Consider the following 13,620-nt stretch of genomic DNA (forward strand, 5'->3'; position numbering starts at 1 on the left):
TGTGTTATAGCTTGTAATTTTATATTTTATTTGAAAGTTGTTATATCTAAGGAGGGGTAATTTGACTTTGCAAGTTTTAATAATGATTATGATTGCTTATTTTTGTGGTTCCCTTTCTGGTGCTTTGATTGTTAGTCGCATCATGAAACTTCCTAATCCTCTCCAACATGGATCGCATAATCCAGGCGCTACCAATATTTTGCGGTTAAATGGAAAACTACCAGCCATAATTGTATTATTATTCGACATGCTTAAAGGCTCCATTCCAGTCTATATTGCTTATCGATTAAATATCTCACCTTTCTTTTTAGGTATTATTGGTATTGCTGCCTGTCTTGGTCATATATTCCCTTGTTTTTTTCAATTTCATGGTGGTAAAGGAGTGGCGACTGCTTTGGGAATTATGATGCCGATAGGTCTTGATTTTTCAGGGTGCTTTATTCTTACATGGGTACTAGCTTTAATCATTACAGGATATTCATCTGTTGCTGCAATTGTTGGGTTTTTATTAGCACCATTTTATGTTTGGTTGTTTAAACCTGAGCTTACCTTACCTGTAACAATGCTTTCGTGTTTAATCATTATTCGTCATAGTAGTAATATTTTACGGTTATCTCGAGGTGAAGAACCGAAAAGTAAGTTTTTTAAAAAACACTAACCGTGTTCTAGAAAACTTGTTTAACAATATCATTATTCAAAGAGTATCATCTTCCATTTCTAATTCAATCGCTTTAATCGCTCGTTCACACCGGTAAATACGGTTATCGAGAGTCGCAATTTTGACAGGGTCTATAGACTCAGCAGAAAGTTCAAATTCGTATTTCATCTCTTGTAATCGTCGTAAATAATCTAAGTGTCTCGAATGTTTTTCATAGAGGGTTTCTTGAAATGATAGTTTAGATTTCTCTTCTTTGCGAAGTTGATGTGTCGCTAATTCACGAGTCAGGGCGGTGATTTGATTAACTATCATTTCAGATAAATAAGTAATTTGTTCATCTTTTTGAGACATTACATTATTGACTAATGACTGATAAGTTTGTTTGATTTTTTCTAAATAAAATGTGTTATCAGCGGTAATTTTGGTGGTATTAAACAAATGTTCATCAAAATAGTGTTCATGATAATTTTGTCGTTCGGATATATTGACTTGTTGTTCAAGTATATCAATTTGTTTTTTTAATGATGCCAGCTGTTTCTGCATGAATATTGATCTTAATTGTGAGTTTCTGAATTATCATCTTGAGCAAAGTAGTTGCCAAAATGCTTTTTGGATAAATTTATCAGCTTCATAAAAGATTCAAAGGTTAATTTTTCGTTCGTTTCTTTATTTTCTACCAAAATCTTTTTTTCAATTAGTTTTGATTGAATATGATTATAGCTATCGACTAAATTGAGTGGTAATGGAGATTGTGAACGTTTACCTAACCAATAGATCCCCTGAATGGGTAAACTTAACGCAAACAAGATAGTGATAACTGTCACGGCTAATTGTGCTGGCATATAATATTGCCAAACAGCTAACGCAATAATTATTGGTGGTAAATACTTTTTCGCGGTTTTTATGTGGTTTATGATTTTTAATTCCGGAAATGAATACGAAAGCGCTTTATCTTTTGGACAAAGTTCCATATATCGTTGACCAGACTTAAATGCTTTAATTAAATTCATAAATTTGTGATTCCTCGACATTCACCTATTATTGTCTTAAAATAGTGCCATCCAAATTAGGGGCTTTCTTTATTTTATCTCAAAATGCAGAATATCAGAAGCCACCTTGTATATTCACATCGATTATTAAATCATGTGTAGAGTTACCAATTTTGATTGGTATATATCTTTTTATTCAATTTATAGGAATTACTATGTCGTCAAGTAACAATGTTCTTGTTCTAAATTGCGGAAGCTCATCTTTAAAATTTGCTATTATCAATCCTGAAAATGGCGATGAATTTTTATCTGGGTTAGCTGAATGTTTTAATCTTCCTGATGCACGTATTAAGTGGAAACTTGATGGAAGCAAAAACGAAGCATCTTTAGGCGCAGGAGCTGCACATAGCGAAGCAATTAAATTTATTGTTAATAGCATCTTCCCACAAAAACCAGAATTATTAGATAGTATTAAATCTATTGGGCATCGAATCGTTCACGGTGGCGAAAAATACACGCAATCAGTTGTAATTGATGATTCTGTTCTAAAAGGAATTGAAGAAGCATCAGCATTTGCACCATTACATAATCCAGCGCATTTAATCGGTATTCGTGAAGCATTTGCTGCATTTCCTCATTTAAAAAATAAAAATGTAGCTGTGTTTGATACGGCATTCCATACAACCATGCCAAAAGAAGCTTATTTATATGCAATTCCTAACGAATTATATACTAAACATGGTGTTCGCCGTTACGGTGCTCATGGTACAAGTCATTACTATGTTAGCCGTGAAGCTGCAAAATTATTAAATAAACCAGTTGATCAAACCAATGTGATCACTTGTCACTTAGGTAACGGTGCGTCAATCACAGCAGTTAAAAATGGTAAATGTGTTGAAACCTCAATGGGTCTAACTCCGTTAGAAGGTTTAGTGATGGGAACTCGTAGTGGCGATATCGACCCTGCAATTATGTTCTTCTTACACGACAATTTAAAAATGTCTGTTGCTGATATCAATAACTTGTTAAATAAAAAATCAGGTTTATTAGGTTTAACTGGTGTAAGTAGCGATTGCCGTTATGTGACAGATCACTATGATACTGATGAAAATGCGAAAAATGCCCTAGATGTATTTGTTCATCGTTTAGTCAAATACATTGGTGGATATGCAATGTTATTAGATGGTCGTTTAGATGCGATTATCTTTACAGGTGGTATCGGTGAAAATGCTGAAGAAGTTCGTCGTATGGCGCTTCAAAAATTATCAATTTTAGGATTTGAACTTGACCAAGAACGCAATTTAGCTGCACGTTTTGGTAAAGGTGGCACAATCACTAAAGATGGTTCAGCAATTGCAATGGTTATTCCTACAAATGAAGAACTCGTCATTGCTCAAGATGCTGCGCGTCTAACAGCTTAAAAGACAAATAAAACCGCCTTTATGGCGGTTTGTTTTTATATTTAATAAAGAATTAAGAGGAAATTGATTATGTCTCGTACTATTATGCTAATCCCAACCGGAACCAACGTCGGGTTAACAGGTGTGAGTCTTGGTGTTATTCGAGCAATGGAGCGTCAAGGAATTAACTTAAATGTATTCAAACCTGTTGCTCAACCAAGAGCAGGTGGGGATGCGCCCGATAACACCACCACTTTAGTGAGCAGCAACACATCTATACCAGCATTAAAACCACTAAAAATGAGCCATGTTGAAAATCTATTAGGTTTAAATCAACAAGATGTGTTAATGGAAGAAATTGTCGCGCTATATGCTGAAAATACCAAAGGGGCAGATGTTGTTTTAGTTGAAGGTATTGTGCCTACCAGTGATTATCCTTTTGCTAACGAACTAAATAATAATATTGCTAAAACATTAGGCGCTGAGATTATTTTTGTTGTTAATATGGGTAAAGATACTCCAGAACAATTAAAAGAACGAATCGAAATTGCTCGTTCTAATTTTGGCGGTATTAAAAATGAAAAAATCGTAGGTGTTATTGTCAATAAAGTGAATGCACCCGTTGAAGAACAAAGCCTTGCACGTCCAGATGTGGCAGAAATTTATCACACACCAAAATTTGATGATAAAAAAATCACAATCGACGATTTAAATGCGCACAGTCCTTTACCGGTACTTGGTTGCATTCCTTGGAACATGGATTTAAGTGCATGTCGTGCAATTGATATCGCCAAACATTTCGATGCAAAAATCATTAATGAAGGTGGGATCAAAAACCGTCGTATAAAACACATCTCATTCTGTTCTCGCAGTGTGCCAAATATCGTTAACCATCTACAACCAAATGCATTACTTGTCACATCAGCTGACCGTGTAGATGTTTTAGTTGCAATCAGTTTAGCTGCAATGAATGGTGTGGCAATTGGGGGGGTATTATTAACAGGTGGTTATGAAATAGATGAAAAAATCTATAAATTATGCCAACCTGCATTTGATACAGGCTTACCGGTATTTACGGTGAAAACCAATACATTCCAAACTTCAATCAGTTTACAACAGTTTAATTTAGAAATCCCTGTTGATGATAAAGAGCGTATGGAAAACACGCAAAACTTTGTTGCTGATCATATTGATAGCAATTGGATCAAATCGCTAAATCAAGTGGTTAATTCTGTTCGTCGCTTATCTCCTCCAGCATTCCGTTATCAATTAACTGAACTTGCACGTAATGCGAAAAAAGTGGTGGTATTACCAGAAGGTGATGAACCAAGAACAGTTAAAGCAGCTGCTATTTGTGCGGAGCGTGGCATTGCAAAATGTGTATTAATTGGTAATCCAGATGATGTACGTAAAGTTGCTGCTTCACAGGGAGTGACATTAGGTGAAGCTGTTGAAATTGTCGATCCTGAAAATATTCGTGAAAAATATGTTCCGCGTTTAGTTGAGTTACGTAAAAACAAAGGTATGACCGAAGTGATTGCGCGAGAACAATTGGCTGATAACGTTGTGCTTGGAACCATGATGCTTGAAGCAAACGAAGTTGACGGCTTAGTGTCTGGTGCAGTACATACTACAGCGAATACAATTCGTCCACCATTACAATTAATTAAAACAGCACCAGGTAGCTCTTTAGTCTCTTCAGTATTCTTTATGTTAATGCCTGACCAAGTATACATTTACGGTGACTGTGCAATTAATCCGGATCCGAATGCGCAAGAACTGGCTGAAATCGCAATTCAATCAGCAGATACTGCTATTGCCTTTGGTATTGAACCAAGAGTTGCAATGATCTCTTATTCAACCGGTAGTTCAGGTCAAGGTGCTGATGTTGAAAAAGTGAAAGAAGCAACCCGAATTGCTCAAGAAAAACGTCCAGATCTCATGATTGACGGGCCTTTGCAATATGATGCGGCTGTCATGCCTGATGTAGCTAAATCAAAAGCACCTAACTCTCAAGTTGCAGGTAAAGCAACTGTATTTATCTTCCCAGATCTTAATACAGGTAACACGACTTATAAAGCCGTACAACGTTCTGCTGATCTTGTTTCAATTGGCCCTATGCTTCAAGGTATGCGTAAACCTGTTAATGACTTGTCTCGTGGTGCATTAGTGGATGATATCGTTTATACCATTGCATTAACGGCGATCCAATCAGCACAAGAACAAAACGTCACTAAATAAGCGTTGTTTTAAGTTCTAACCACAAAAAGAGGTGATTATGTATTGCCTCTTTTCTTATCATTTAAGTGAAAAAGTTTTTATAAAAAAAGCACATCAAATCGTTTTATTACTATTCAAATAATCAATTTTAAGGGAATTGTGTGCTATTTATAATAGTGTAGGTAGACAAAAGATAATTTGTCATCTTATGTAAACAGTAAAAATAAGTTCTATTTTAATCTATATAATAATTGGTTTTTTCAGACCAACTAATAAAATGCTTCCAAAACCAAAGTGCTATTACTCTGCGCTTTTTATCCTTTTTAAACAATTTTTTTCTATAATCTGAACGTTGTTTGATAACAGGTGCTCTGTCAGTATGTAGTGAAGAGTTTAAAAGATTTTTATCACTACTTGATATAAGATATGGTAATGTTGCATATAATTTGATGTTTGCACATAGTCTAAATATTTTAAACATATCTGCTTCATAACGAATCGGTAGTAGAAAATTAATTAGTTTTTTTGCTGCATCATTAGTTATGATATAACCGTTAGCTCTAACAGCTTTGGTCACCTTAACAATTTCGAAATTATCCAATTCATAACTACGATTAACAAGATAATGAAAATCTGCCGTTAATAAAAAAATTCCTTTTTTAGTATTTTGGGTTTCAAAACTATGTAAAAAATTGGGCAATTTTTCATCTAATAATGCATCATCCTCAAGAATTAACGCATAGGCTAAGTTATCTTCAACAATTTTTTTATAGATATTGTAATGGCTAAGCGCACACCCAACTTCGCCTTTAGTTAAAAAACTATTAGAGAAATCATAGACATTATTCTCAATGAATTTATCTGACAGCTTATTTCCATCTATAGCCTCAAAAAATTCAAAATTTAAACGATATGTTTCGCACTGTTTTCTTATTTTATTGCGTTTTTCCAAGTCACTAGCTAAATTAATGATAAAAACTTTCATTATTTTCTATTTTTTTACTTAAATTGTGCAAAGTATAGCATATTAAAAAAAATGTGTAATTTATAAAAATTAAAGAGATAACAGCATAAGATATTTAGGAATTACAACTTAACAGGTTTGAAAACAGTCTAATATCTTTTAGGATTTTAATGATCATGAGTTTTGCTATTAATCCAAAGTAAAAACCTTTAGTTAATTACATGAAAATAAGAACAAAAAATAAATTGATGAATTTTTATCTTTTATGTAATACAATTGTATGTAAATGTTAACAAAGGTAAAGCTATATGAAAAGTCTTGAGCAAGACTTGATTAGAGTTATCGCGCCGAGTTTATATCATGATACCTCATGGAATGAAGCTGAGGTATTAGGGGCTATGATCTGGTTATGGAATCGAAACCCTGAATACAAAAAAGCGGAATTAAACTCTGCTTTAACCATTTTGTTACCTATTATCCAGTCCAAAAATTTTGCTCTATTTATTCACAATAACCAACCGCTAGGTTATTTAAATTGGGCTTATCTCAATCGAGAACAAGAGCAACTCTATTTAAACAAAAAAAAGCCTTATATCAATTTTGTTCAATGCAATCAGCCAATGGAATCTACACGCTTGTGGATATTATCTTTTTTTTGCCCATTTGGACTGCATGAAGTGTTGTTAACCAAATCGTTAGGAAAAAAAGTCCTCAAAAATAATCTTTGTTTTTTTGGCTATCATAAGTCAAAAACAGAAACAGTCGTTAAAAAAGTTCAATGCTAATCATTAATATGCAGTTTAAATCTGTTTTTTCTCTATAGTTTCAGATGGTTCTTAAATAAATCGTTGTCATTCTCGATAGTAATTTGTGGTCGTACTTATTTTTTATCGTTAATTTGAAGGAAATTAATATGAACCAAATTTATCAAACGAAATTTAATGTTATCACGGGTACTACTATAGTGTGTTCTGAATTAGTACGACGAGCAAGTAAAGCAATGATAACGGTATGCGTTTTAGTTACCTCTGCTTCTTCGTTTGCTTTAGACTGTACCGCCAGTGCCGATGGCTCTTACTTGGTCGGTCAAAATAGCCCAAGCTGTAATAATATTAATGCAGCGACCGTTAACCAATCGGGTAATGCCAGTTTTTATATTCTTACTCGAAGCCGATTACATGAACAACTCAATGTCGGTGATACAACGCTTACCGCCAATGTAAACGGTGATTACACTGGTCTGGCTAATCAATATACCTATGGCGTGTCGGGCGGCTCAATTAATGCAGGTAATTTAAATTTTACATTGAATAACAACGGTAACATGCTAGGTCTTGCCACTTATCACAATGTTAATCTGACTGCAAAAAATGTGGAATTAAATATCAATGATAACTATACGCGTGGTGGCAATTCAAGTGGCACGGTTGCCTCTTATGGTTTATTAGCTGGTTCGTCCGTTAATGCCGGTGAGAGAGATACGTATAATGGTAAATACAGTACAATCACAGTGGATAGTTTGAAAATTAATCAAACAGCAAAGGGGGGCAAAACCCAGCCAATTTTAAACAACGGTATTCGAGCAATTCAAGGCGCCTATGATAATTCAGGCGATGGTTCAGCAGGACAAGTTATTATCAATGATAATTTAGATATGACATTAACGGGAAATCGCTCAATCGGTATTTATGTTTCGGGCAATCCAACCAATCATGGGGTTGCAGAAAATAAAGGACGAAACGGTCAGTTAACCCCAAAAGTAATTTTGAAAGGAGAGAAAAACACTATCATCATTAATAAAGGTAATGATAGCTCAAGGTTAAACTGGGATAGTGTGGGGATTAAACTGGGTAAAACCCGTAATACAGGTGAGGGGCCAGGTATTTTAGAATCACATGGGGAGTTGACTATTGATACCACTAACGCTTTAAATGGTAGTGGTATCAAAATGGTTAGGAATTCTTCATTAACAGCAAATTTTGATAATAGTAAAACGATCATTAAAACCAATGGTTATGCATTGGAAATTGGTACCCATGATGATGCGACTTCAAGTGGACAATTTGAACAAGCTGCATCACACAATATGAGTATCAGTTTAAAAAATGCAATATTTACCACAACAGGAACAAGTGCTGATCCCGTAATTGAAGGTTCTGTTGCACGCAAAGATTTAATTTTTGTTGATCAAGGTCAACAAAATGTTAATTTTATAATTATGGGTGAAGAAACCGATCTCCATGCTCATCAAGACGGTTATATTCTCAACGTCAGCGGTAATTACACTGCACCTAATTATCAATTTTTTTCTAATACGTATGATGCTAACGGTGTTGAACAAGGACATGAAAACTATGAAGTTTCCTCTGTCAGCTTTAATGCTTATGGTAAAGGAAGTATGACTGGGTTAATTTCCAAAGGGCAAGTAAAAGCGGAGGAGGGTCAAGTTCTTGATGCAAATACAGAACCAGGAGTTTGGTTAGATTTAGCTTATGACTTTCGTTGGAATTTGCAAAAAAAAGGTAATGATAATATATCAAAATTAGATACGATTCTAATTGAATCTGGTGGAACAATCAATGCAGCTTATAATGATGATGGTGGTAATGATTTTATCATACAAGCTGATGTTTATAGCAATTCAGGCATTATTAATTTAGATAATTCCTCTCATCAAAAATATAATGATATATTAACTATCGATGGTAACTATACCGGATCTAATGATGCTCAAATAAGATTAAACACATCGTGGAATAATGCCAGCGATACTTATGCGATGAATTCACAATCTGATGTGTTAAAAATCACAGGTAATGCATCTGGTTGGACTAAAGTGATACCGATAGATGCGAATGGCACAGAAAACGTGATTGATGGTAATATAAGCCAAATTGACGCAGTGATAAATACTGTTCCCGTGATTTATGTAGGACAAAGTAAAAGTGAACTTAATTTTCATGGTGAAGCGCACACAAACGGCGCGACTGAAATTCAACTAGCAAAACGTCAAACAGCTGATGGTGACGAATATTTCTGGACTATGCAAGCAGGTATAACACCACCGCCGCCACCGCCGCCACCGCCACCGCCGCCACCTCCACCGCCACCGCCACCGCCGCCACCTCCACCGCCACCGCCGCCACCGCCACCGCCGCCGCCGCCAGAACCGCCGACGCCAGAACCACCGACGCCAGAACCACCGACGCCGCCAGAACCGCCGACGCCAATTAAACCTAAACCCATTTTTGCCAGTCCGGTAGCAGGCTATGTTGCTATGGCGAGAGTCAATCAGGAACAAGGATTGTTAAGTATTGGTTCTTTACATGAACGTCGGGGAGAATACACCAATTTTGATTTAGCAAATTGTAATACTTGTGACGAGTTTTTAATTGAAACTTGGGGAAGGATTTTAGGCAAACATATAAAACAAGATGGCAAAGATCGATTAAATTTAGAGAGCGATATATATGGATTCCAATTCGGTCATGATTTGCTGAATAATGTAAGTGATGATGGAAGCCATAATTATACAGGTATCTACTTAACCTATAGCAAAGCGTATACCGACTTTTCCGATAAATATCGAGCTGTACATGGGATAATTGACCATAATAAACGAACAGGAAAAGGCAAATCAGAATCATTGAGCTTGGGATTAACCAATACTTATTTTTCAGTAGAGAATAACTATTTAGATTTAGTTGGACAGTTTTCCTATTTACGTAATAAATATGAAGCTCGTAATGGTAATAATCCACATACTCAAAATGGGTGGGCATTTGCCATTTCGGCGGAAGCTGGGCACACCTTTAAAATAAATCAGAATGATCTTGATAAAGACTATTGGATAGTTGAGCCTCAAGTTCAATTAGTGTACCAATATGTTGATTTAGATAGTTTTAAAGATAAATATCGTCGTGTTGATCAAAATAATCAGGATCTATTACGGGGTAGAATCGGTATTCGTTTGGGTAATAATAACCGAGCAACAGTTGAGCAGCATACCACATTCTATGCAATTGGTAATATTCTGCATGACTTTATCAAGCCAAGCCAAGTTACCATAGGTAGAGATAAACTGCGTGAAAATTATGCTCGTACATGGGGAGAATTGGGCGTTGGGTTAAAAACGCCTTTATTTGAAAAGACTTATCTTTATGGCGATGCTCGCTACGAACACGATTTTGGAAATACCAAACGGCAAGGTTATCGAGGAAATATCGGTATTGAACATAAATGGTAAGTGTAAATTAATAATGTAAATTATGATTTAGTTTCAAATTGTTATCAATGTTACACTCATCTTATACGTAATGGCTTGTTTAGCATTACGTATATTTTTTATCTAACATAATAGTCAGTTACATAATAAAAAATATTGATTTTTTTAGACTTATTAATCAACTAAGTTTGCAGCAAGATAACTCAATAATCATAATGAATAGCTTAAAAAAGCAAATACTTAAATTTTTAACTCAAGCTATTCTTCAATCAGTTTGGTTTTTTAAGAGTGTTAAAAGCATCGTCATAAAGTGCTTTTTATCCTCTTTTAATATTGAAAAAAATTCATGATCCATTTGTTCAACTAAAGGAACGGTTTCATTTGCCTTATCAAGCCCTTTTTGCGTTAATACAATTGATTTTGCACGACTATCTTTGATAGAACAAGTGCGTTTAATGTAATCTTTTTTTTCTAAATTCTCTAATATTTGAGAAATAGTCATGACATCAATATTCGTTTTATGGGATAGAATAACTTGTGTTATCTCATCAGGATATTGAGATAAATAAGCTAGGGTCGCTAGCACAATAAATTGGGGATGTGTGATAGACTGCTTTTTTAAACAATTTTTTATATTTGTATGCCAGGACGAATAAGTTTTCATAAAAAGAAAACCAACAGAGTCGGAATCAGATTGGAATTGCGTCAAAAACTTATTGTCCTTTGCCATGACTTACCCTTCAACTAAACTATTTAATTTGTATGTTTTATCAATAATATCATCCGAAATCTGTTTAATAAAATTATAAGATGCATGAGTATCCAATTTCGAATCCGGTTTTAATGAAATTTCTGACTTCAATGCATATTGATTATGCGATAATTCAATAATTTGATGTGAAAAATAGAGTAAACCTATGTCAGGCATATCAAATTGTTCGGTAAATTCTTGTTCATTAATTATTTTAGATAACGTCACGTCCATTTCTGGCATATTTTGTAATTTAAAAATACCTTTAGAACCAGTTTTTAACTCGCCAGTGATACGAAAATCTTCAAGATCGGTTTCCCATAATTTTCTGAAATTAAGATCTGTATAGTATGGCCATATTTTAGAAGGTTTAGCCTTTGTTGGTAGTACAAAAGAAATTGAAATAGTATTCATCGTTTTTTCCTCTTTTTGATAAGTTAGCTTATTATAAGTATACTTATTAAATAAGTAAAGAAATTTTATTTTATTAAAAAAAATTTATATTCATTATTAAAATCAGTTGGTTAATTCAAAAAGAAAATAATTAAGATCTGACTAATTCATATAAGGATTGTCGTTTTATCAACAAAATAAAATGCCATATCAGGATATGTTGAAACTTGCAAAGTTAAAATATTTACAATTGTTTTTTTATTTAATCCGTTCAATTTAGTCGGTAAATGATACAATACCACCTTGATTTTGTAATAGACCATAGTTTAGGAACAAATTTGATGAAAAATGACATCCACCAGCAACGTATTTTAATTCTTGATTTTGGTTCACAAGTTACCCAATTAATTGCACGTCGGATTCGTGAAATTGGTGTTTATTGTGAGCTTTGGCCGTGGGATGTATCGGAAGAAAAAATTAAACAATTCAATCCTAAAGGGATTATTTTATCGGGTGGGCCAGAAAGTACGACAGCACAAAATAGCCCAAGAGCCCCCGAATATGTTTTTAACGCAGGTGTACCTGTTTTAGGTATCTGTTATGGTATGCAAACTATGGCAATTCAAGTTGGTCAAGGTGGACAAGTCACCGCTTCAAATCAACGTGAGTTTGGTTATGCTAAAGTCGACATTATCGGACGCTCAAAATTAACTGACGGCATTTTAGATAGTACTAACAACGATGGTATAGATCAACTTGATGTCTGGATGAGTCATGGTGATAAAGTCACAACTTTACCGGATAGTTTTACGGTCATTGGTCGAACAGAAACCTGCCCATTTGCCATCATGGCTAATGATGAAAAGCAATTTTATGGCGTTCAGTTTCACCCCGAAGTCACTCATACAATAAAAGGGTTTGAGTTGCTCCAACGGTTTGTAATCGATATTTGTCATTGTGAAAAGCTATGGACACCATCTTCTATTATTACCGATGCAATTACCCGAATAAAAGAAAAAGTCGGCAAAGATAAAGTATTACTAGGGTTATCGGGTGGCGTTGACTCTTCTGTTACGGCATTATTACTCCATCAAGCCATTGGTGATCAGCTGACCTGTGTTTTTGTCGATCATGGTTTATTACGTTTGAACGAAGCGCAGCAAGTTATGGACATGTTCGGCAATAAATTTGGGTTAAATATTATAGCCGTGAATGCCGAAGACCGCTTTTTAGCAGCCCTAAAAGGGGAGGCCGATCCCGAAGCTAAACGCAAGATTATAGGGCGTGAATTTGTTGCTGTGTTTGATGAAGAAGCGGCAAAACTCAAAGATGTGAAATGGTTAGCACAAGGTACTATTTATCCTGATGTGATCGAATCTGCGGCAGCTGATACCGGTAAAGCACATGTGATTAAATCGCATCATAATGTCGGTGGTTTGCCAGAAGAGATGAAAATGGGGTTAGTGGAACCACTACGAGAACTTTTTAAAGATGAAGTACGTAAAGTTGGGTTAGAGTTAGGTTTACCATATTACATGTTATATCGTCATCCATTCCCTGGACCTGGTTTAGGCGTTCGAGTACTTGGCGAAGTGAAAAAAGAGTATTGTGACTTACTCCGTCAAGCTGATGCGATCTTTATCGAAGAACTGTATAAAGCCGACCTATACCACAAAGTCAGCCAAGCTTTCACCGTATTTTTACCGGTACGTTCAGTCGGTGTAATGGGGGATGGGCGTAAATACGACTGGGTTGTCTCGTTACGTGCAGTTGAGACTATCGACTTTATGACCGCTCACTGGGCTCATCTGCCATATGACTTCTTAGGACGAGTATCAAATCGGATCATTAATGAAGTAAACGGAATATCTCGCGTTGTCTATGACATCAGCGGTAAACCGCCAGCGACGATTGAGTGGGAATAAAGCCCGATACTTTTATTCACATCTTTTAAAATTTATAAAAGCCAGTGATATCTATTTTGTCACTGGCTTTTTTTGTCCGCAAAAATGCGTCTTGT

Annotated in this window: 11 protein-coding genes; 6 read left to right on the plus strand and 5 right to left on the minus strand. The window is 35.2% G+C overall.

The window, feature by feature from the left end:
* Positions 1-61: 61 nt before the first annotated feature.
* Positions 62-658: a glycerol-3-phosphate 1-O-acyltransferase PlsY gene (gene plsY / locus GYM75_RS05105; RefSeq protein WP_220217082.1), complete on the plus strand. Its 597-nt coding sequence runs from the start codon at positions 62-64 to the stop codon at positions 656-658.
* Between the two features lie 36 nt (positions 659-694).
* On the opposite strand, the gene priC is transcribed toward plsY, so the two are convergent.
* Together priC and yfbV are read right to left on the minus strand one after the other, a co-directional pair.
* Positions 695-1,201 carry a primosomal replication protein PriC gene (priC, locus tag GYM75_RS05110; RefSeq protein ID WP_220217083.1) on the minus strand — a complete coding sequence of 169 codons (507 nt, stop codon included), beginning with the start codon at positions 1,199-1,201 and terminating at the stop codon, positions 695-697.
* An 11-nt stretch (positions 1,202-1,212) separates the two neighbouring features.
* Positions 1,213-1,668, minus strand: coding sequence for a terminus macrodomain insulation protein YfbV (gene yfbV / locus GYM75_RS05115; RefSeq protein ID WP_220217084.1), 456 nt, complete (start codon positions 1,666-1,668; stop codon positions 1,213-1,215).
* A gap of 194 nt (positions 1,669-1,862) precedes the next feature.
* On the opposite strand from yfbV, the gene GYM75_RS05120 reads away from it, so the two are divergent.
* Together GYM75_RS05120 and pta are read left to right on the plus strand one after the other, a co-directional pair.
* Positions 1,863-3,068 (plus strand): acetate kinase, encoded by a 1,206-nt coding sequence (locus GYM75_RS05120; protein ID WP_220217085.1) that lies wholly within the window; start codon positions 1,863-1,865, stop codon positions 3,066-3,068.
* A gap of 69 nt (positions 3,069-3,137) precedes the next feature.
* Entirely contained in the window at positions 3,138-5,288 is a 2,151-nt protein-coding gene (gene pta / locus GYM75_RS05125) for a phosphate acetyltransferase (protein WP_220217086.1), read from the plus strand.
* A 214-nt stretch (positions 5,289-5,502) separates the two neighbouring features.
* On the opposite strand, the gene GYM75_RS05130 is transcribed toward pta, so the two are convergent.
* Positions 5,503-6,252: a glycosyltransferase family 25 protein gene (locus tag GYM75_RS05130; protein ID WP_220217087.1), complete on the minus strand. Its 750-nt coding sequence runs from the start codon at positions 6,250-6,252 to the stop codon at positions 5,503-5,505.
* Between the two features lie 287 nt (positions 6,253-6,539).
* On the opposite strand from GYM75_RS05130, the gene GYM75_RS05135 reads away from it, so the two are divergent.
* The gene (locus tag GYM75_RS05135; protein ID WP_220217088.1) at positions 6,540-7,016 is read left to right on the plus strand and encodes a toxin-activating lysine-acyltransferase; all 477 of its coding nucleotides are present in this window, start codon (positions 6,540-6,542) and stop codon (positions 7,014-7,016) included.
* 128 nt (positions 7,017-7,144) lie between these two features.
* Positions 7,145-10,477 carry an autotransporter outer membrane beta-barrel domain-containing protein gene (locus tag GYM75_RS05140; protein ID WP_220217089.1) on the plus strand — a complete coding sequence of 1,111 codons (3,333 nt, stop codon included), beginning with the start codon at positions 7,145-7,147 and terminating at the stop codon, positions 10,475-10,477.
* A 244-nt stretch (positions 10,478-10,721) separates the two neighbouring features.
* On the opposite strand, the gene GYM75_RS05145 is transcribed toward GYM75_RS05140, so the two are convergent.
* Both GYM75_RS05145 and GYM75_RS05150 read right to left on the minus strand, forming a co-directional pair.
* Positions 10,722-11,186, minus strand: coding sequence for a MarR family winged helix-turn-helix transcriptional regulator (locus GYM75_RS05145; protein WP_220217090.1), 465 nt, complete (start codon positions 11,184-11,186; stop codon positions 10,722-10,724).
* Positions 11,187-11,189: 3 nt separating this feature from the next.
* Complete coding sequence (locus GYM75_RS05150) at positions 11,190-11,621, minus strand: hypothetical protein (RefSeq protein WP_220217091.1); 432 nt, start codon at positions 11,619-11,621, stop codon at positions 11,190-11,192.
* A gap of 320 nt (positions 11,622-11,941) precedes the next feature.
* Here GYM75_RS05150 and guaA point away from each other — a divergent pair, with 320 nt between their 5' ends.
* The gene (guaA, locus tag GYM75_RS05155) at positions 11,942-13,525 is read left to right on the plus strand and encodes a glutamine-hydrolyzing GMP synthase (protein ID WP_220217092.1); all 1,584 of its coding nucleotides are present in this window, start codon (positions 11,942-11,944) and stop codon (positions 13,523-13,525) included.
* Positions 13,526-13,620: the final 95 nt, after the last annotated feature.

Source organism: Gilliamella sp. ESL0441, assembly GCF_019469185.1.
Lineage (GTDB): Bacteria > Pseudomonadota > Gammaproteobacteria > Enterobacterales > Orbaceae > Gilliamella.